An 18,944-nucleotide genomic window follows, 5' to 3' on the forward strand; every position below is an offset into this window, starting at 1 on the left:
CCCGATCTCAAAGGTCGGGTCTCTACTCCTTAGTGGTCAGACCACTGGGTTGACAAGCCTCATGGTAGCGGTAAACCGATAGGCAGGGAGGAAGATTGGACGCCCGCGCCCGCAAGTTTGGCGCGCCCTCGGTCTTTCGTCCCGCCCGCGGATTTCAGCAAAAGCGTCTCATGCCCAAGATCATCGCCGCCAAGACCATCGTCACGTGTCCGGGGCGCAACTTCGTCACCCTGAAGATCGTGACCGACGAAGGCGTCTACGGCATCGGCGACGCCACGCTGAACGGCCGCGAACTGGCGGTCGAGGCCTATCTGACCCAGCACGTCATCCCCTGCCTGATCGGCCGCGACGCCCACCAGATCGAAGACATCTGGCAGTTCCTGTATCGCGGGGCCTATTGGCGCCGGGGCCCGGTGACCATGGCCGCCATCGCCGCGGTCGACATGGCGCTGTGGGACATTAAGGGCAAGATCGCCGGCCTGCCGGTCTACCAGCTGCTGGGCGGCGCCTGCCGCACGGGGGTGATGGTCTATGGCCACGCCAATGGCGAGACCATCGAGGAGACGATCGAGAACGCCCGCCACTATGCCGGCCAGGGCTACAAGGCCATCCGCCTGCAGACGGGCGTGCCCGGCATGAAGGGCGCCTATGGCGTCTCCAAGGACCGCTTCTTCTACGAGCCGGCCGACAGCGACCTGCCCAAGGAGACCGTCTGGTCGACCGAGCGCTACCTGCGCAGCGCCCCGGCCCTGTTCGAGGCGGCCCGCGCGGCGCTGGGCGACGACGTCCACCTGCTGCACGACGTGCACCACCGCCTGACCCCGATCGAGGCCGCCCGCCTGGGCAAGGACCTGGAGCCTTACCGCCTGTTCTGGATGGAGGACGCCACCCCGGCCGAGAACCAATCGAGCTTCCGGATCATCCGCCAGCACACCACGACGCCGCTGGCCGTGGGCGAGATCTTCAACTCGGTCTGGGACTGCAAGCAGCTGATCGAGGAACAGCTGATCGACTACATCCGCGCCACCGTGGTCCACGCCGGCGGGATCACCCACCTGAAGAAGCTGGCCAGCTTCGCCGACCTCTATCACGTGCGCACCGGCTGCCATGGGGCCACCGACCTGTCGCCGGTCTGCATGGGCGCGGCCCTGCATTTCGACCTGTCGATCCCCAACTTCGGCATCCAGGAATATATGCGCCACACGCCCGAGACCGACGCGGTGTTCCCGCACGCCTACACGTTCTCGGACGGCATGCTGCATCCGGGCGAGGCGCCGGGCCTGGGCGTCGACATCGACGAAGCGCTGGCGGCGAAATATCCCTACCAGCGCGCCTATCTGCCGGTCGCTCGCCGCCTGGACGGGTCCATGCACGACTGGTGATCTGACCATTCGGCGAAAAGGGAGAGAAAGTAGGACAATTCGCGCGGATCTCCGTGGTAGTGATTCATGGAATCCGCCCCCGCCAGCGTCTCTAAAAGCCCCCTCGAGCCATGTCAGACAACGTCAAGCTCTACCGCAAGATCGCCGACTCCGTGGCCGACGCCATCGAGGCGGGGCAGTACAAGCTGGGCGACCGCCTGCCGACCGAGCGTGAGCTGGCCGAACAGTTTGGGGTCTCGCGCCCCACCCTACGCGAAGCGATGATCGCCCTGGAAATGCTGGGCATGATCGAGGCCCGCCATGGCCTGGGCATCTATGTCACCGGCAATGTCCGCCCCGTGGCCCCGTCGGCCGAGATCGACTTCGAGATCGGCGCCTTCGAGCTGATCGAGGCCCGCCGCCTGTTCGAGGGCGAGGCCGCCGCCCTGGCCGCCACCTCGATCAGCGACGAGCAGATCGAGGGCCTGGAAGCCCTCCTCCAGCGCATGCACGACGAGGAGGAGATCAGCGGCGAGGACGCCGACCGCGAGTTCCACCTGACCATCGCCCGCGCCACCGGCAACGGCGCGATCATCGCCACGATCGAGAACCTGTGGGACTGGCGCAACCGCTCGCCCCTGGCGCGGAACATCCTGACGCGGGCTCGCGGCATGGGCCTGGAGCCTCGCATCGTCGAGCACCGCCGGGTGGTGGATGCGCTGAAGGCGCGGGATCCGGCCGCGGCGCGGCAGGCGATGCGCGATCACCTGGAGCGAGTGATCGACCACCTGCTGCATGCGACCGAGACCGAAGCGGTGCAGCGCGCGCAGCAGGAGACGAAGGCGCGGCGCAGCGCGATCGCCAAGCGGGTGGCGATCTAACCCCATGACACGGGTTTAACTGGCGCGACGCGTTCGGCGCACTACGTTCGCCCAATGCATCCGCCCCTCCGGCACACCCTCCCCGCCGACGCCATCCCCCGCCACCTGCACGCGGCCCCCTACGCCGCCGTGGTCCTGGAGGGCGGCTATGAGGAAGCCGGCGAGCGCGGTCGGTTCCGGGTCGAGGCCGGCGACGTGCTGGTCCACGCCGCCTTTAGCGCCCACTTCAATCCAGCCCCCGGCCGCCGCGCGGTGGTGCTGAACTTGCCGCTGACTACCACCCCGGCCTTCGCTATCGCCCGCCTCGCCGATCCGGACACGCTGGTCCGCCTGGCCGAGCGCGACCCCGTCGCCGCCACGGCCTATCTCGCCACCCACTGGGAGGCCGGCCGCGCCGCCCTCGCCGACGCCCCCGACCGCATGGCCGCCGCCCTGTCGGACGCCTCGGACCTGGCCATCGAGGCCTGGGCCCGCGACCACGGCGTCACCCGCGAGACCGCCTTCCGCTGGTTCCGCCAGGCCTATGGCGTCGCGCCGTCACGGTATCGCGTCGAGGCGCGGGCGCGGCGGGCGTGGGGGATGATCACCAGCACGGCCGAGACGCTGGCGGGGATCGCGGCGGAGGTCGGGTTCACGGATCAGGCGCACATGACGCGAGATGTGAAGGCGCTGACGGGACGGACGCCGGGGGCGTGGCGGGTGGCGGCGTAAAGCGCCCAGATCCTCCCCCGCGATGCGGGGGAGGTGGCCCAGAGGGCCGGAGGGGGCTAGCTCGGCCTCGCTCCAGCTAGCCCCCTCAGTCGCTCCGCGACAGCTCCCCCGCATCGCGGGGGAGCATCTATCTGGCCGCCGCGCACTTCCCATGCCACAGCTTCCACCATGCCGAAGCTCCCGCCTCTAAAACCCGACTCCGACCAGATGCTGCACCTGGACGCCCTGCGGATCGTGGGCGCGGTGATGATCGTGGTGTTCCACTTCAACCGGTTCATCAACCTCGACGGCCAGTGGCAAGTCGCCGACGACACGATCAAGAGCTTCAGCCTGATCGTGGACCTGTTCTTCCTGATCTCCGGCTACGTGATGGCGGCGATCTATACCGGCAAGCTGACCACCACCGCCAAGTACCGCGACTTCCTGCAGAAGCGCGTCGCCCGCCTCGGCCCGCTGCACTGGGCGACCATGCTGGTGTTCGTCGTCATCGCGGCGCTCAGCTGGGTCGGGGTGCTGAACGAGCGGGACCCGTCGCGCTACGATGTGACCTGCATCCCGCAGAACGTGCTGTTCATCCACGCCTGGGGAACCTGCAAGGCCCAGACCTGGAACTTCGTCAGCTGGGCGATCAGCGCCGAGATGGGGCTGTATATCGCCCTGCCCGCGCTGTTCTGGATCACCGCCCGCGGCGCCTGGGCCACGGCGACGACCGCCATCGGCAGCCTGCTGCTCCTGCTGTGGATTTCACGCACCGGCGAGACCTTCTCGCAGTGGACCTTCAACATGGGCGTGGCCCGCGCCGTGCCGGGCTTCATGCTGGGCATGCTGGCGTTCCAGCTGCGCGATCAGCTGGCCAAACTCCCCTACGCCCGCTTCGTCATGTGGGCGCTGCTGGCGGCGTTCGTTGTCGCGTCCGGCATGGGCGCGTCGCGCACCGCCCTGCTGCTGGTGATCTACGCCGTCGGCCTGGCCGGCGTCGCGGCTGACGCGCAAGGCGTCCAGGGCGGTGTCAGCAAGGCCATGGCCCCGTGGGCGCAGCTCAGCTTCAGCCTCTACCTGCTGCACCCGATCGCGCTGAAGGTGGCGCTGAACTGGGTCGGCTTCGGGATGTGGCGTCTCAACGGAGACGCCATGCGCCTGTGGTGCCTGGTGTGGATCGTGGCGCTGTTCCCGATCGCCTACCTGTCGCTGATCGGCTTCGAACGCCCGGCGCGCGACTGGATGGCGAAGCTGGGGAAAAAATCCGTGTCATCCCGGACGGCGTAGCCGATCCGGGACCCAGGGGTCGGCGCACTGCGGTTGCCCCTGGGTCCCGGCTCTCCGCTTCGCTGCGGCCGGGATGACACGGTTATTTTGCTAGCCGCGCAGGCTGTCCACCCAGCCCGGCAGCTCGCTGATACTCCCCAGCTCCACATACCGCTCGTGCCCCACCGGGGCCTCGGCGGCCTCGTGGGCCCAGACCAGCGGATACGGGATCAGGGCGCTCCAGCAGCCGGCTTCCAGGGCCGGCAGGATGTCGGACTTCATCGAGTTGCCGGCCATCACCGCCTGCTCGGCGCCCGTGCCGTAGCGGTCGAACACCCGGCGATAGGTCCCCGCGTCCTTCTCCGACACGATCTCCACCGCCACGAAGAAGTCGCCCAGGCCCGACGAGGCCAGCTTCTGCTCCTGGTGCAGGAGGTCGCCCTTGGTGATCAGGATCAGGCGATAGCGATCCGACAGCGCCGACAGCGCCTTCTCGACGCCGGGCAGCGGCTCGATCGGCTCGGTCAGCATCTCGCGGCCCACGGCCAGGATCTCGCGGATCACGCGGGTGTCGACCGCGCCGTCGGTGACCTCCAGCGCCGTCTCGATCATCGACAGGGTGAAACCCTTGGCCCCGTAGCCATAGACCCGCAGGTTCCGCTTCTCGACGGCCAGCAGCTGGCTCTCGATCTTCTCGGGATCGCCGTGGTCGGACAGCAGGTCCAGGAATCGGGCATGCGACAGGCGGAACTTGCTCTCGCAGTGCCAGAGGGTGTCGTCGGCGTCGACGCCGACGGTGGTGATCGTGGTCATGGCCGCGAGCCTAGCACGAAAATCACATAAGGATATCCTTATGTCCGTCACAGCTTATGTTGCGTTTATGCCGGAGAGCGGTTTTCCGAACAGCGCCCTTACGCGGCCCGGCGGTATCTCAAGCGTCATGACCGCCCGATCCCCCGCCCATCGCCGCTTGCTGCTGGTCCTGATGATCGTGGGCCTAGGCGGTTTCGCCGGCCTGATCGCCTGGAGCGCCCACGTGCCGCCCCACGCCGACCTGATCCGGTTCTTCGCGCTGGTCTGGCTGATGGTGTTCGGCGCCGCGCGGATCCTCGTCCATCTGGACCAGGCGCTCTACGATGAGGCGCCCGACACCGACCACTGGTCACGCCTGCGCGGCCGAGGCGACCTCTAGACGCGGACAAGCCCCGGAGCGCCAAGCGTTCCGGGGCTTCTTTCCGTGCGGCCGCCTTACTTACCTTGCGCGGCGTCCTCGATCAGCTTGGCCACGGCTTCCGGCTTGGAGATGAAGACCGCGTGGCTGCCGGCGACCTCGGTGATCTTGGCCCCGGCGCGGGTGGCTTGGGCGCGCTGGGCGACGGGCGGGATCATCAGGTCTTCGGTGGCCAGCAGATAGTAGCTGGGCTTGACCTTCCAGGCCGGCTGGGTGACCGCGCCGCTGACGGCCTTGATGCTCCACGGCACCTGGCTGTCCGCCATGAAGGCGGCTTGGGCGGGATCGACGTCGGCGGCGAAGGCGGCGGCGAACTTGGCGCGGTCCAGCGACACGAAACCATCCTGCGGCGGCAGGATCGGCGGAACCGGGGCGCCGGGGACCGGCTTGGCGGTCAGCGTGGCGATCGACTCGCCGGCGTCCGGAGCGAAGGCGGCGACATAAACGAGGCCCGCGACCTTGGCGTCAGTCCCGGCTTCCGAGATCACCACGCCGCCGTACGAGTGGCCGACCAGGATGGCCGGGCCGTCCTGCTGAGCCAGGGCGCGCTTGGTCACCGTCACGTCGTCGGCCAGCGAGGTGGTCGGGTTCTGGACGATGGTGACGTTGTAGCCGTCCTTCTTGAGGATCTTGTAGACGCCGGCCCAGCCCGAGCCGTCCGCGAAGGCGCCGTGCACCAGCACGACGTTCTTCACGGGCGCCTTCGGCGCGGCTTGGGCGGGAACGAAGCCGGCGGCCAGGGTCAGGGCGGCGGCGGAAGCGATCAGGGTGCGGAACTGAGTCATTTGGATCTCCCTCGGATTTCGGTTAGCGACAATGTTTATCGCGATAACGAAATGGATAAACCCGAGGCGATCCGCTTGTCCAGAGAAAAAGATGTCGCAATAATATATTTCGCGACAAATAAATGCCAAACCCTTGTCGGGCCTGGATTTTCGCGATGGAAAAAAGTTGGCGGAGGCCGGCCCTGGACGCCTCAAGTCGGATCGACTTCCAGCGAGATCAACAAGCCTCCCCATCACCGATCATCCCCGCGAAAGCGGGGATCCAAGCTGGATTTCAGGATGGGGTGAGACCGAGCGAGGATCCTCTGACTCGGCTTGGATCCCCGCTTTCGCGGGGATAGTCGGATTTGAGGGAGCTCAAAGCCTGAGGTCGACCCGCCTTAGAAGGTCAGCGCCACGAAGACCACGATGCTGACCGGCACGGCCGCCGACAGGGCCAGGTTCAGCACGGTCTCGCCAACGCCGAGGGCGATTTTGGCGGACATCGCGGCGATCTTGGCGGCAGCGGGGTCGAGGTGGGTCATGGGGGCTCCTTACAAGCCCGACCCTGCACCGGAGGTAGTTAACGCCCAGATTCCGCCACAGTCACACAACCGCGACAGATTGTCCTTTCGCCCAAAAAAGAACGGCGCGCCTTCGGTGGGAAGGCACGCCGTAAGGGCCACGCGCGAGGGGAGGCAGTGACTAGGATCCCGCGCGCGAATGGGGTTGGAAAAGAACCCCGCCGACCCAGGGAACGCGGCCGGCGGGTAGAGGGAACTTCAAATCCTAGAACTTGCCCCGGATGCCCAGGATGACCTGACGGCCGGGCTGGTACTGGGTGAACATGGCGTTCTCCCAGTAGAAGTTGCTGCGCTGCTCTTCCTTGGTGATGTTGATGACATCCAGGGTGACGCGCGGCTGGGTCGGCAGGTTCTTGAACTGGTAGCTGGCCGAGAAGTCGAACTGACCGCGGGCCTCGGTGTTCAGGGTCGCGAACGGGATGCCGTTCTGGTTGTTGCCCGACGAGATCTGGGCGTCGTTCCAGACGTACGACAGTCGCAGCGTCGCGCCGTGGTCTTCGTAGTAGCCGGTGATGTTGTAGGTCCACGGCGAGATGCCGACGGCCTGGGCCGGGGCGCCGTTACCGCGCGGGTTCTGCTCGACGTGGGTGGCGTTGGCGGTGAAGCCCGAACCCTTCAGCAGGAAGTCCAGCGGCTGCACCCAGGTGACTTCCTGGCCCAGGATGGTCAGGACGCCATCGGCATTGACCTGCTGGGTCACCGTCACGGTGGCCGCGTTCGGGCCACCACGGTTGGTGATCGCCTGCTGCTGCAGGTTGGTCAGCTGGTCATACGGCACGCCCAACTGGGCGAACGGGATGGTGTTGTTGCCGTTGATGGTGAAGCCGGTCAGCTCCTTGCGGAACAAGGCCACGCCCACATAACCGGCGCCGCCGGTGTACCACTCGCCGCCCAGGTCGAAGTTGTTCGAGAAGTACGGCTGCAGGCTGGGATTGCCTTGCGTGGCCTGCTGGGCCGAGGGATCGGAGAACACCGTGCCCGGCAGCATGGCCGACGGGTTGGGACGAGTCATCGACCGCGAGGCGCTGGCCCGCAGCACGATGTTGTCGGCCAGGTCGAAGGCGGCGTTGAACGAGGGCAGCATGCCGTCGTACTTGGTCGTGCGCTGCAGGAACGAGAGCACGCCGTTGACGGTCTGCGGGCCTTCGATCGTCTGCTCGGTGTCGTAGTAGCGGACGCCGGCGTTGAAGCGCAGGTCGCGGTCCAGGATCTGGGCCACGCCGTTCATCTCGATATAGGCGCCCGAGGTCTTCTCACGGATGTAGCCCGAAGCCGCGCCGGTGGCGGCCGAGGACGAGAACGGCGCGGCCGCGTTGAACGCGTCGTAGTTGGTGGCCGCGAAGAACTTGTCCTTGTCCAGGGTCACGAAGCCGATCGGACCGGCCTTGATGAAGCTGGCCAGGGTGGCCGAGGTGACGGCCGAACCGGCGCGGCCGTCGCAGGCCGGGGTTGGCGACGGGGCCGGGCTCTGCGGGGTGACGCCGCCGCCGCCGCAGGTGAAGGTCTGCCAGCGACCCGAGTTGTCGATGGCCGTGATGCGGCGACCGACGTCGTCATAGGCCGCGCCGACCTTGAAGTTGATGTTCTTGTCTTCGCCGAACGTCACGTCGAAGTGGGCGCCCTTGGTGAAGGTGACGCGCTTTTCGTTCTGGACGTTCACGCGGCCGCCGGCCCAGGTCCAACCCAGGTTCGGGTCGTTCAGGCTCTTGGACGGGGTGATCGAGGGCTTGTTGCCGTCGTTCTTGTAGGTGACGTTCAGGCCGCTGTTCAGCGGGCTGTTGAACAGCACCGTCGGGGCTTCACGGAAGAAGACCGAACGGCTCCAGTTCACCTGGCCGTCGACCTTGATCCAGTCATTGGCCTTCCAGCTGAAGCCGGGGTTCACGTTCAGGACCTCGACGTCTTCCACGTACGGGCGGTACTCGAGGAAGAACTGCGAGTTGAGGAAGGTGCCTTCGGTGACGACGTTGTTGCTGTCGACCTTCACGCCCACCGGGACCATGAAGTTGGAGTTGCGCACCGACCAGTTCATGTCGATGCGCTCGAACTCGCGATGCGCTTCCGAGTACATCGTGTCGAGGTAGATATCGAGATTGTCGTTCGGACGGTACTGCAGCGAGGCGATGTAGCTGTTGCGGTTGCGCTCGCCCGAGCTCCACGAGTCACGACCCAGGCGCGGCAGCTGCGCGTCGGACAGCTGGACCAGGGTGGTGCCCGGGTTCAGCGAGGCCAGCAGGGCGTTGTCGATTGTCTGGCCCGGGGTCAGACCATTGCCGGTCACGCCGACCGGAACCGTCCCGGCCCAGTTGAAGCCGTTGCCCGCCGTGACGTTACAGCCCGTGCAGGTCATGTTGGCGTTGGTCCAGCCGATCGTCTCGAAGCCGGTCGTGGTGGACTTGTTGCGGGCCCAGGCGCCGCCGATCAGGATGCCGAACTCGCCAGCGGCGGTCTCGAACGTCTTGCTGGCCAGCAGCGAGGCGCGCGGGCTGGTGCGGCCGTCTTCCGAGTTCTCGCCAGCCTGGATCGAATAGACCAGCTGCTGGCCGACCTTGTAGTCGAACGGCCGGGCGCTGCGCATGTTGACCACGCCGGCGACGCCGCCCTCGACCTGACCGGCGGTCGGGGTCTTGGACACGTCCAGGCGGGTGAACAGCTCGGTCGGATACAGATCCAGGTCGACTTCGCGGTTCTGGTTCTGGCCGTCGGTGCGGCCCGACGAGGCGACGGCGGCCTGGGCGCCGTTCAGCAGGATCTTGGTGAAGTTGGTGCCCAGGCCCCGGATGGCGACGTTCAGGCCGTCGCCGTTGATCTCGCGGGTCAGCTGCACGCCGGGGATCCGGTTCAGCGACTCGGCGATGTTCAGGTCCGGGAACTTGCCGATGTCTTCGGCGAAGACCGAGTCGGTGAAGGCGACGCTGTCACGCTTGGCGTTGGTCGAGTCGGCCAGCGACTTGCGGAAGCCGGTGACGACCACTTCCTCGACGGTGTCGGAGGCGGCGGCCGGCGCGGTCTGCGCCTGGGCTGCTTGGGCCATGGCGATATTGGTCAGACACGTCGCGCCGATCAGAGCCAGACGCATGGTCGTGGAGCGGGCGGAATAGTGGCGGCGAATGGACGGCATGTTTCTCCCCTAAGAGACGGTGCTCTGCGCACTTGTTCGTTGCCGCCGTGGGGTCCGCTGGCCTTCCCATGCCAACGTTCACGCCCCATACGGCGGTGGTAGCGGTCACAATGAACAGCGTTACGAGGTAAGTCCTATTAGGTCAAGGTGGTCAGACCTTATCGGCGGATTATCGTCGGACCTTTGACACAGGGCTGCGGCGCCGGCGCCACGCTACAGGGCGTGTGCGGAGAAGGTGACCGAGGGTGAGATTGGCGTTTTTGGGCGAATGTTCGCGCGAACATTCGGGAATGGTCGGAGGATAGATATCCTCGCCAGGTGGCAGACCTTATGGGGTGGCGGAGGTCAGCGCCGATGCCGCACGGAGCCGGCACAGCCCATTACTCGGACAATAATGTCAGACCACTGGAGGCGCTGGCCTGGATAGGCCGCACAGGCCCCCGCCTGACCTCGCTGCGCGAGGTCTGTCCGCCCCCAAGCGGGGCGGAGCGATGCAAAACCACCGTGTAAGGAGCCTTCTCTCCCCCCCCGCTTGGGGCAGGGGGACCGGCGAAGCCGGTGGAGGGGCCAGCGCCGACCTAAGCCCAGCCCGCCGGCCGCTCATCCTCGCTTCGGCGCACCGTATACCGATGCCCCCGGTTCACCCGCCTCAGCGACGCCGGATACCGATGCAGCTGGCTTTCGGGCCTGATCGGCCGCGCGACCAGTCCGCCCCCGCAATCCGGGCACGCCGTCTCGAACCGCACGTCAGCGCAGTCGGCACAGAAGGTGTGTTCGAAGGTGCAGATTCGGGCCGCGTCGCTGTCGGGCGGCAGGTTGGCGTCACAGCACTCGCAATTCGGGCGCAGTTCGAGCATGGGTCCGTCCTCCCGTGTTCGTCTGTTCGTTTTGCTTGGAAGCCTTCTACCATAAGGGCTTTTCAGGCCCCCGCGCGAGGGCAAGCGTTCACCGATCACGGGAATGTGGAAGCAAGCGAAATCCGCGTGATCAGCAGGGGTTGACCCCCTCCCCCATACCCCCTAGACACCGCGCCGTTTGCGCGGCGGGCCGGGGTTACTCCCAGCCCGCTTTTTTGCAAAAATAGTCCCACCCCACCGCGTGTAGGAGCGCTCCCAAGAATGTCCCAAGACCTTCTCCCCGGCGTTACCGGCGTTCTGGCCCTGGCCGACGGCACCATCCTGCAAGGCGTGGGCTGCGGCGCGGTCGGCGACGCGGTTGGCGAGGTGTGCTTCAACACCGCCATGACGGGCTATCAGGAGATCCTGACCGACCCGTCCTACATGGCCCAGATCGTCGCCTTCACCTTCCCGCACATCGGCAATGTCGGCACGAATGTCGAGGACGTCGAGCAGATCACCGGCGTGGCCGAGACCGCCGCCCGCGGCGCGCTGTTCCGTGACATCCCCACCGACCACGCCAACTGGCGCGCCGGCAGCGACTTCGACAGCTGGATGAAGACCCGCGGCGTCATCGGCCTGGCCGGCATCGACACCCGCGCCCTGACCCGCAAGATCCGCGAGACCGGCATGCCGCACGGCGTCATCGCCCACTCGCCCGAGGGCAAGTTCGACCTCGACGCCCTGGTCGCCAAGGCCAAGGCCTGGGCCGGCCTGGAAGGCCTGGACCTGGCCAAGGACGCCTCGACCACCCAGACCTTCACCTGGGACGAGGGCCTGTGGTCGTGGCCGGAAGGCTACGCCAAGCTGGACAAGCCCAAGTACGAAGTGGTCGTCCTGGACTACGGCGTGAAGCGCAACATCCTGCGCGCCCTGGCCCATGTCGGCGCGCGCGCCACGGTGGTGCCAGCCAACACCTCGGCCGAGGACATCCTGGCCCGTAACCCGGACGGCGTGCTGCTCAGCAACGGCCCCGGCGACCCGGCCGCGACCGGCGCCTATGCCGTTCCCGAGATCCAGAAGCTGGTCGAGAGCGGCAAGCCGGTGTTCGGCATCTGCCTGGGTCACCAGATGCTGGCCCTGGCCCTGGGCGCCAAGACCGTGAAGATGGAACAGGGCCACCATGGCGCCAACCACCCGGTCAAGGACCTGACCACCGGCAAGGTCGAGATCGTCTCGATGAACCACGGCTTCACCGTGGACAGCGAGAGCCTGCCCGCTCCGGTGCAAGAGACCCACGTCTCGCTGTTCGACGGCACCAACGCCGGCATCCAGCTGGCCGACAAGCCGGTGTTCTCGGTCCAGCACCACCCGGAAGCCTCGCCCGGCCCGACGGACAGCCTGTACCTGTTCGAACGGTTTGCGGGTCTGATGGACAAGGCGAAGTAGTTTTCCCTCTCCCCTTGCGGGAGAGGGTGGCCCGCGCAGCGGGTCGGGTGAGGGGTTGAAGACAGCATCCGCCGCGACTGGCCTCACAGCCAGTCGCGGCGGTTTTCGTTTGTGCGACCCCTCATCCGTCGGCTGCGCCGACACCTTCTCCCGCAAGGGGAGAAGGGGGAGCGGCGACCGCGTCGAGGATCATGCCGAGTACGTCGTCGGGGGCGTTCAGCTGTTCGTTCTTGAAGCGTAGGACTCGAAAGCCTTGCGCGTTCAGCCAGGCATCGCGTTGAGCGTCGCTCGCTTGATCGTGGTGAGGTCCGTCGAGCTCCACGATCAGCCGATGGCGGAGACACACGAAGTCGGCAACGTATCGACCAACCGGCAACTGCCGTCGGAATTTCAGACCCTCGAGCCGCCGATCGCGCAGCAGCCGCCAGAGCACACGCTCCATGGCCGGCGCATCGCGCCTCAACCGTCTAGCAAAGGCGACCGATCGCTCCACCATAATGAGAACAATACATGAACATCAACGCGCAACAACCCCTCTCCCCTTGTGGGAGAGGGTGGCCGCCGAAGGCGGTCGGGTGAGGGGTCGCACGGCGCGTCGGACAGGGCTTTCAACCCCTCATCCGGCCCTTCGGGCCACCTTCTCCCGCAAGGGGAGAAGGGGAAACCAGAGTGGGGGGCCGCCTCCCGCAAGACTAGGGGGCAAAGCGGGAGGCGGCTGCCGAACGCCCTCTGCAAGGGGGGCGCGCTTTGGGCGTCCGGCCGCTAGAGCCCATCCGCTGCGGCAGAGACCGCACCGGCTGACCGGGCTCTAACTACGTGGGAGCGGGCCTAAAGGCCCTGCTCAGGAACCGGCTCAGACCTTGAGGTTGAGCAGGGCTCCGGTCATTTCGTCGGCCGTGCGGATCACCGCCGCATTAGCCTTGAAGTCGGTGGCGGCGCCGATCTGTTGGACGCGCTCGTTGACGTAGTCGACGTCCCCGAGGGTCTGGGCGCGATCGGCCTGGGCGTCCGCCGATGCCACGCGTTGGGCCGAGGCGTGGAGGCGGTCGGCGGCGGCCATCATGCCGGAGGCTGCGATCGAAATTGCCTGCATCGGTTTGTCCCCCAAAGGAATTGCCGTTGTTGACGTTGGTTATCGCGCCGGTTGGGTTAAGCGGTTGCAACCAAAAATGGTAAAATTCACACCTTGGTCATAATTTTTTACGCGGGTTAACCATGTTTCGGGGCCCCAGATCGAGGTTGCGAACAGGGTGAATCTGCCGCTAACCGAACCGGCGGGGGCCGTTGCTGGCCTTGGCCTCGCCCGCCGCGCGAGCCCTGTTGCGAGAACGCCGTTCGCGGCGGGAAATCCTGCCCAACATTACAAAACGTTCAGGTCCGCGCGTCTCGACAAGCCGTCACAGCGCCGACATGGTTCGCCCCCTGACGCGGGCCGGGGGCGGCCTGCCTTTCAAGAAGGCTCATCACAGACATGTCGTTTACGCGCCGCGCCGCGCTCGCCAGCGCCGCCCTGCTCATGGCCGCTCAACCGGTCCTCGCCGCCACGCCCGCCAAGCCGGCTCCGGCCGCTGCTAAGAAAGCCGCTCCGGCTTCGGACTTCACGCCGTCGGCCGAGGCCATCAAGGCTCACATGACCTTCCTGGCCGACGACGCCATGGAAGGCCGCGAGGCCGGCACGCGCGGCTACGACATCGCCGCCAACTATGTCGCCGCCCAATACGCCCTGCTGGGCGTCAAGCCGGCCGGCGACAAGCTGACCACCGGCGTCAGCTATCAGCAGCACGTGCCGCTGCTGGCCCACCGACCGGCCACCGACGGCGCGATCAGCGTCACTGGCGCCGATGGCCAGGCCGTCGCCCTGAAGTACGGTGAAGACTACCTGCCGGGCTCCCAGGCCCAGGCCGCCGACGTCAATGTCGACGCGCCGCTGGTGTTCGCGGGCTTTGGCGTGGTCGATCCCTCGCGCGGTCGCGACGACTACGCGGGCCTGGACGTGAAGGGTAAGGTCGTCGTCATCCTGACCGGCGCCCCGACCTCGATCCAGACCGAGGAACGCGCCCACTTCAGCAATCCCAACACCAAGCGCGTCGAAGCCGCCAAGCGCGGCGCCGTCGGCGTGCTGATCATCCCGACCACCAGCAGCGAAAAGCGCCGTCCGTTCGCGCGCGGCCTGGCCGGCATGAAGGAATGGCGGGTGATCTGGCGCAACGCCCAGGACGTCGGCGCCATCCGCGCGCCGTCGGCCCCGTCGCTGGCCACCATCAGCCTGACCGGCGCCGAGAAGCTGTTCGCCGGCTCGGCCACGCCGCTGACCACGATCCTGGAACAGGCCGAGACCCCGGCCGGCGCGGTCAAGGGCTTCGCCCTGCCGGGCAAGGTCAAGATCAGCCTGAAGACCGAGATCGAGAAGCGCGAGAGCAGCAACGTCGTCGGCATCATCGAGGGTTCGGACCCGACGCTGAAGGCCCAGACCATCATCCTGTCGGCCCACCTCGACCACATCGGCATCAAGGACAACGCCAAGCCGGGCGAAGACCGCATCAACAACGGCGCCCTGGACAACGCCTCGGGCATCGCCACGCTGCTGGAGGTCGCGCGCGGCTTCAAGAACAGCAAGATGCGCCCCAAGCGCTCGATCATCCTGCTGGCCGTGACCGGTGAAGAGAAGGGTCTGGTCGGTTCGGACTACTTCGCCAACAACCCAACCGTGCCGAAGGCCAACATCGCCGCCGACGTGAACCTGGACATGCCGGTGCTGCTGTACCCGTTCACCGACGTGATCGCGTTCGGCGCCGACCGCTCGACCGTGGGCGACGCCGTCAAGCACGCCGGCGCCCGCGTGGGCGTGGCGCTGTCGGGCGATCCGCTGCCGGAAGAAGGTCTGTTCACCCGCTCGGACCACTACCGCTTCGTCGAGCAGGGCATCCCTTCGGTGTTCCTGATGACCGGCTTCCAGAACGGCGGCGAGAAGGCCTTCACCACCTTCCTGAAGACCAACTACCACCACCCGGGCGACGACCTGAACCAGCCGATCGACTACCAGGCGGCCGCCAAGTTCGCACTGGTGAACTACGAGATCGCCCGCGAGCTGGCCAACGCTCCGGCCCGTCCGGTGTGGAAGAAGGGCGACTTCTTCGGCAACGTCTTCGCCCCGGCCGGTCACCCGTCGGCGGCGAAGTAAGAACCCACCGTGTCATCCCGGAAGCCTCGCAGAGGCTATCCGGGACCCAGGGCCGGCGCACAGCGGTTGCCCCTGGGTCCCGGCTCTCCGCTTCGCTGCGGCCGGGATGACACGTTTGAGCATTGACCCGGAGGGCGGCGGAAGGGATTCTGCCGCCCTCTTCTTTTGTGACCTCGGAACCCAAGCGTTGACCGTCCACACCGGCGCCTTCCTGAAGATCGGCGTGATCGCGCCGGCCATCATGGTGGCCGACGTGTGGATCGCCCAGCGGCTGTTCCCCGGCTTCGACGCCGGCGCCCAGTTCATCAGCGAGCTGGGCGGCCCCAAGGCGCCCCTGCCCGAGGTCTTCAACTACGGCATGATGATCGCCGGCATCGCGGGCCTCTTGGCCGGCGCGGGCTTTGCCCATGCGCTGGAAGAGGCCGGCGGTCGCCGCCGCGTCTCGGCCTTCGCCGGACTGTTCGTGGCGCTGACGGGCCTGGGAGCCTTCTTCGCGGGCGTCTTCCACTGGCCTGATCCGATGCACCGCGCCTGTGGCGTCGGGCTGGCCATGCAGTTCGCGCCGCTGTTCACCGCCTGGGCCCTGTGGGGCAAGCCGGGCTATCGGCGGCTGGCCCACTTCTCGCTGGGCTGGTTCTTCGGCCTGTTCCTGGTCTTCGCCCTGCTGACCGGGGTGTGGAACATCCGCACCGGCTATGACGTCGGCTACTGGCAGCGCGGCCACGCGTTCCTGGGCCTGCTGTGGCTGGCGATCGCCGCCTGGGTGCTGGAGAGAGGCTGGAAGGCGAGTGCGGTGGCGGCGGAGCCAGCGGTCGTCTAACGTCGTTCTCAACGATATTGGGGGACGCCATGACCTACCGCCTCGCCGCCGTGATCGCCGCCGCCTTGGCGCTGGCCGCCTGTTCGCAACAGAAGGCCGAGGACCAGCCCGCCGCGCCGCCAGCGCCGGACGAGGTGCGCACCCCGGCCGTGGCGCCCGCCGTGCCCGCGCCCGTCACCGCCGCCCCGAACGACGGCGCAACGGTCGGCGGCGATGGCTCGCAGATCCAGCTGTCGCCCCTGCTGCGCGCCGACTTCGAGGCCAATTCCCTGAAGGGCGAGCTGGGGTGCAGCTTCAACAGCGGCGGCGGGAGCGATCCGCTGCTCTATGCGATGGGCTTTTCCGGTGTGAAGGAGCCGGGCTACGGCCTGGTGAAGGTCGGAACCTATGTCGAGCGCATCGTCGCGCCCGGCGGCTACGACGCCATGGTCAACGGCACGACCTTCAGCGGCCAGGGCAAGACCATTAAGATCGCCATCACCGGCAAGCCCACCGGCGGCGGCGAGTCTCCGGCCTATCCCGCTGCGCTGACCTACGACCGCGCCGACGGCGCCAAGCGGGTCATCGAGGGGACCTGGACCTGCGGTCCGTAGTCACTGCGTCTCCGGCGCCTCGTAGGTCGCCACCAGCAGGCCCTCGGCCAGGGTGTCGCCCTTCAGGGCGCTGACCAGGGTCTCCATCGGGACGTTGGGGCCGAAGGTCAGGCGCGCGGCCAGGGCGAAGATCTGGAAGTGATAGCGGTGCAGGCCGTGGCCCGGCGGCGGGCGCGGCCCGTACCAGCCGATCTTGCCCGCGCCGTTGACACCCTGGGTCGCGCCGCCGATCCGGCCCAGCCCGGCCTCGTTCGGCAGACCCTCGGGCAGGCTGGTCGCCTCGCCCGGGATGTTCCAGATCAGCCAGTGCACGAACGGATGCTCGCGCGGCGCGTCGGGGTCCTCGACGATAATGGCGTAGGCGGCCACGTGCTCGACCGGCGTCCAGACCAGCGGCGGCGAGCGGTTCTCGTGATAGGCCGAGTGGCGGTCCTCCAGCCGACCGTCCGGATCCAGCGACGGCGTGGTCAGGACGATCTGCCCCTGACCGAACGGTTGGACCTTCTGGATGATGAGAGCGTCGCCGGAATGGTCGGGGGCGTGATCTGGCGCTTGAGCCATGACGGGTCTCCTTCGAGGGCTGCAACCCCCGAGTGTCCAGTCAAGTTTCCCGGCTTAACCGTTGATCATCACGACGCGGATGGCGCGCGGTCGCGGACCCAGGCCTTGCAGCCCTCCGAGAAGGCGCGGGAGAGGTGGCGGCACTCGGCGGGGTCGGTCACGCCCTCGCGCTCGGCCCAGGCATAGGCGCGCCGATGGTCTTTACAGGCGTCGTAGCAGGCATAGCCGTGGAAGCTGGCATTGGGCCAGAACGGCGGCTTGAACGGGTGTGGATTTCCGCCGAGCAGGATCCACACACCCACGAGCGTGAGTACGGCCAGATACAGGCCGCCGAACCAGAGCTGTTGAACATGTTGCGGCACGGTTCGTCCCCGGGGTGGAGGCGCACTCTAGTCGCGCCGCGCTTACCGAACGGTTCCGAAGGACATTCGCCCTACCGCCAAGCGTAGTTGAAGCTGATGCTGATGCGCTGCTCGTCGGCCTGGTTGGGCGTCACCTCGTGGCGCAGCCAACTCTCCCACATCAGGATCGCGCCGGGCGAAGGCTGGACATAGACGAACGGCTGCAGGCCTTCCGGCGCGTCAGCCTCGCGGGTGGGCGCCGCCATCATCATCGGCAGGCGCGGGTCCTCGAACTTGATGGCCGAGGCGCCCGGCGGGATGGTCACATAGACCGTGCCGGAGATGACGCTGTGGGGGTGGATGTGACCGGTGTGCTGGCCGCCGGTCTCCAGGATGTTGATCCAGAAGCTGTCCATGACCAGCTTGCCCGCGCCCAGGTCGAACCGGAGCTCCTTGGCGAAGGCGGCGGCGTGCTTGTCGAGCTTCTTCTTCAGGTCGGCGAACAGGCTGTCGCGCTGCGGCAGGTCGTTCAGCGAGGCGTAGGACGTGTAGCCCAGATAGCCCTTGTTATAAGCCCAGGCCTGGCCGGCGTCGTCGTCCTCGGCGATGGCGATACAGGCGTCGTGCAGCTCGTCGATGAAGGTCTCGAAGTCCTTCTCGCCGGCGAGGGAGGCTTCATAGAGCGGCGTGACAAAGAGGCTGCGCGTGGTCATGGGGCGCGTCATAGCGCCGGAGCGCGTTGACGACAAACCATGGATGGAACATAGTCAGAACATGGCCGATGGTGATCGCCCCCAGACCCGTCTCGACGCCCGCAGGGAAGACGACGCCTATTGGGCGGAGCTCCGGCGCGAGGCGGATGAGACCCTCCGCAATGGCGGTATTCCCCTTGAGGACATCGAGCGGTGGATGCGGTCCTGGGGAACCGACGCCGAACTTCCTCCGCCGGAGCCTCGCCCTCGCATCCGGAAATGAGGACTGTCGAATTCTCGCCGACGGCGAGACGTGACTTGGACCGCCTCAGGCAGTGGCTGGAGGAGCGCGCGCCGCACGTCACGCACCGGGCGGTCGAAACCATCATCACGGCCTATAGATCCCTAGGCGAATTCCCAGAACGCGGCCGTTCGATCCCAGAGAACCTCCGCGAACTTATCGTTCCCTTCGGCGCGACAAGCTACGTGATCCAGTACGACGTGCAGCCTCAAAACGTGATCATCCTGCGTATCTTCCACACCCTGGAAGATCGCTGAACGTCCGGGACTCGC

The 18,944-nt window shown here is 67.0% G+C and carries 18 protein-coding genes and 6 pseudogenes; 11 read left to right on the forward strand and 13 right to left on the reverse strand.

Translation table 11 applies throughout. From position 1 onward, the window contains the following. Nucleotides 1-170 precede the first annotated feature (170 nt). From manD to AC07NF_RS24950, 4 genes and pseudogenes are all read left to right on the forward strand, one after another. Nucleotides 171-1,382 carry a D-mannonate dehydratase ManD gene (manD, locus tag AC07NF_RS24935; protein WP_494633371.1) on the forward strand — a complete coding sequence of 404 codons (1,212 nt, stop codon included), beginning with the start codon at nt 171-173 and terminating at the stop codon, nt 1,380-1,382. Nucleotides 1,383-1,492: 110 nt separating this feature from the next. Next, nucleotides 1,493-2,242 (forward strand): FadR/GntR family transcriptional regulator, encoded by a 750-nt coding sequence (locus AC07NF_RS24940; RefSeq protein WP_494633372.1) that lies wholly within the window; start codon nt 1,493-1,495, stop codon nt 2,240-2,242. A gap of 54 nt (nt 2,243-2,296) precedes the next feature. Then, nucleotides 2,297-2,953 (forward strand): helix-turn-helix domain-containing protein, encoded by a 657-nt coding sequence (locus AC07NF_RS24945; protein ID WP_494633373.1) that lies wholly within the window; start codon nt 2,297-2,299, stop codon nt 2,951-2,953. A gap of 168 nt (nt 2,954-3,121) precedes the next feature. Further along, a pseudogene (locus AC07NF_RS24950) lies at nt 3,122-4,198 on the forward strand (acyltransferase family protein); the annotation flags it as partial. Here the strand turns inward: AC07NF_RS24950 and AC07NF_RS24955 are convergent. Next, nucleotides 4,186-4,298: pseudogene (locus tag AC07NF_RS24955) on the reverse strand (hypothetical protein); the annotation flags it as partial. The pseudogenes AC07NF_RS24950 and AC07NF_RS24955 overlap by 13 nt on opposite strands. 11 nt (nt 4,299-4,309) lie before the next feature. After that, nucleotides 4,310-5,011, reverse strand: coding sequence for an HAD family hydrolase (locus AC07NF_RS24960; protein ID WP_494633374.1), 702 nt, complete (start codon nt 5,009-5,011; stop codon nt 4,310-4,312). 127 nt (nt 5,012-5,138) lie between these two features. Here AC07NF_RS24960 and AC07NF_RS24965 point away from each other — a divergent pair, with 127 nt between their 5' ends. Then, nucleotides 5,139-5,390: a hypothetical protein gene (locus AC07NF_RS24965; protein WP_494633375.1), complete on the forward strand. Its 252-nt coding sequence runs from the start codon at nt 5,139-5,141 to the stop codon at nt 5,388-5,390. Between the two features lie 56 nt (nt 5,391-5,446). Here AC07NF_RS24965 and AC07NF_RS24970 read toward each other — a convergent pair whose 3' ends face one another. The 4 genes from AC07NF_RS24970 to AC07NF_RS24985 all read right to left on the reverse strand — a co-directional run bounded on the left by AC07NF_RS24970 (nt 5,447) and on the right by AC07NF_RS24985 (nt 10,755). Beyond that, a complete protein-coding gene (locus AC07NF_RS24970) occupies nt 5,447-6,214 on the reverse strand; it encodes an alpha/beta hydrolase (RefSeq protein ID WP_494633376.1) in 768 nt (255 codons plus the stop codon). Between the two features lie 380 nt (nt 6,215-6,594). After that, complete coding sequence (locus AC07NF_RS24975) at nt 6,595-6,738, reverse strand: hypothetical protein (protein WP_492814992.1); 144 nt, start codon at nt 6,736-6,738, stop codon at nt 6,595-6,597. A 244-nt stretch (nt 6,739-6,982) separates the two neighbouring features. Beyond that, a complete protein-coding gene (locus tag AC07NF_RS24980) occupies nt 6,983-9,898 on the reverse strand; it encodes a TonB-dependent receptor (protein ID WP_494633377.1) in 2,916 nt (971 codons plus the stop codon). A gap of 578 nt (nt 9,899-10,476) precedes the next feature. Beyond that, the gene (locus tag AC07NF_RS24985; protein WP_454714442.1) at nt 10,477-10,755 is read right to left on the reverse strand and encodes a DUF1272 domain-containing protein; all 279 of its coding nucleotides are present in this window, start codon (nt 10,753-10,755) and stop codon (nt 10,477-10,479) included. A 261-nt stretch (nt 10,756-11,016) separates the two neighbouring features. Between AC07NF_RS24985 and carA the strand changes: the two genes are divergently transcribed. Further along, nucleotides 11,017-12,183, forward strand: a complete 1,167-nt coding sequence (gene carA, locus AC07NF_RS24990) for a glutamine-hydrolyzing carbamoyl-phosphate synthase small subunit (RefSeq protein WP_494633378.1) — start codon at nt 11,017-11,019, stop codon at nt 12,181-12,183. Between the two features lie 121 nt (nt 12,184-12,304). Here carA and AC07NF_RS24995 read toward each other — a convergent pair. The 3 genes and pseudogenes from AC07NF_RS24995 to AC07NF_RS25005 all read right to left on the reverse strand — a co-directional run. Next, a pseudogene (locus AC07NF_RS24995) lies at nt 12,305-12,700 on the reverse strand (DUF559 domain-containing protein); the annotation flags it as partial. A gap of 128 nt (nt 12,701-12,828) precedes the next feature. Next, nucleotides 12,829-12,918: pseudogene (locus AC07NF_RS25000) on the reverse strand (hypothetical protein); the annotation flags it as partial. 118 nt (nt 12,919-13,036) lie between these two features. Further along, nucleotides 13,037-13,276 (reverse strand): flagellar basal body rod C-terminal domain-containing protein, encoded by a 240-nt coding sequence (locus tag AC07NF_RS25005; protein ID WP_454714438.1) that lies wholly within the window; start codon nt 13,274-13,276, stop codon nt 13,037-13,039. Nucleotides 13,277-13,654: 378 nt separating this feature from the next. Here AC07NF_RS25005 and AC07NF_RS25010 point away from each other — a divergent pair, with 378 nt between their 5' ends. After that, nucleotides 13,655-15,364 (forward strand): M28 family peptidase, encoded by a 1,710-nt coding sequence (locus AC07NF_RS25010; protein ID WP_494633379.1) that lies wholly within the window; start codon nt 13,655-13,657, stop codon nt 15,362-15,364. On the opposite strand, the pseudogene AC07NF_RS25015 reads toward AC07NF_RS25010, so the two are convergent. Next, nucleotides 15,343-15,476 (reverse strand): annotated as a pseudogene (locus tag AC07NF_RS25015) (hypothetical protein); the annotation flags it as partial. The gene AC07NF_RS25010 and the pseudogene AC07NF_RS25015 overlap by 22 nt on opposite strands. Nucleotides 15,477-15,486: 10 nt before the next feature. Between AC07NF_RS25015 and AC07NF_RS25020 the strand changes: the two are divergent. Together AC07NF_RS25020 and AC07NF_RS25025 are read left to right on the forward strand one after the other, a co-directional pair. Continuing rightward, nucleotides 15,487-16,184, forward strand: a pseudogene (locus tag AC07NF_RS25020) (DUF998 domain-containing protein). A gap of 29 nt (nt 16,185-16,213) precedes the next feature. After that, the gene (locus tag AC07NF_RS25025) at nt 16,214-16,777 is read left to right on the forward strand and encodes a hypothetical protein (RefSeq protein ID WP_494633380.1); all 564 of its coding nucleotides are present in this window, start codon (nt 16,214-16,216) and stop codon (nt 16,775-16,777) included. On the opposite strand, the gene AC07NF_RS25030 is transcribed toward AC07NF_RS25025, so the two are convergent. The 3 genes from AC07NF_RS25030 to AC07NF_RS25040 form a co-directional block, all read right to left on the reverse strand. Then, nucleotides 16,778-17,338 carry a YbhB/YbcL family Raf kinase inhibitor-like protein gene (locus AC07NF_RS25030; RefSeq protein ID WP_494633381.1) on the reverse strand — a complete coding sequence of 187 codons (561 nt, stop codon included), beginning with the start codon at nt 17,336-17,338 and terminating at the stop codon, nt 16,778-16,780. A 68-nt stretch (nt 17,339-17,406) separates the two neighbouring features. After that, a complete protein-coding gene (locus tag AC07NF_RS25035; RefSeq protein WP_492814976.1) occupies nt 17,407-17,700 on the reverse strand; it encodes a hypothetical protein in 294 nt (97 codons plus the stop codon). A gap of 71 nt (nt 17,701-17,771) precedes the next feature. Then, the gene (locus AC07NF_RS25040) at nt 17,772-18,392 is read right to left on the reverse strand and encodes a TIGR02466 family protein (RefSeq protein ID WP_492814974.1); all 621 of its coding nucleotides are present in this window, start codon (nt 18,390-18,392) and stop codon (nt 17,772-17,774) included. A 61-nt stretch (nt 18,393-18,453) separates the two neighbouring features. Between AC07NF_RS25040 and AC07NF_RS25045 the strand changes: the two genes are divergently transcribed. Continuing rightward, nucleotides 18,454-18,654, forward strand: a complete 201-nt coding sequence (locus AC07NF_RS25045) for a hypothetical protein (protein WP_494633382.1) — start codon at nt 18,454-18,456, stop codon at nt 18,652-18,654. Next, complete coding sequence (locus AC07NF_RS25050; RefSeq protein ID WP_494633383.1) at nt 18,651-18,929, forward strand: type II toxin-antitoxin system RelE/ParE family toxin; 279 nt, start codon at nt 18,651-18,653, stop codon at nt 18,927-18,929. Before AC07NF_RS25045 ends, AC07NF_RS25050 begins: the two co-directional genes overlap by 4 nt. The last annotated feature ends 15 nt before the right edge of the window (nt 18,930-18,944 follow it).

The sequence above is a fragment of the Caulobacter sp. GW821-FHT10A06 genome, from assembly GCF_059415805.1.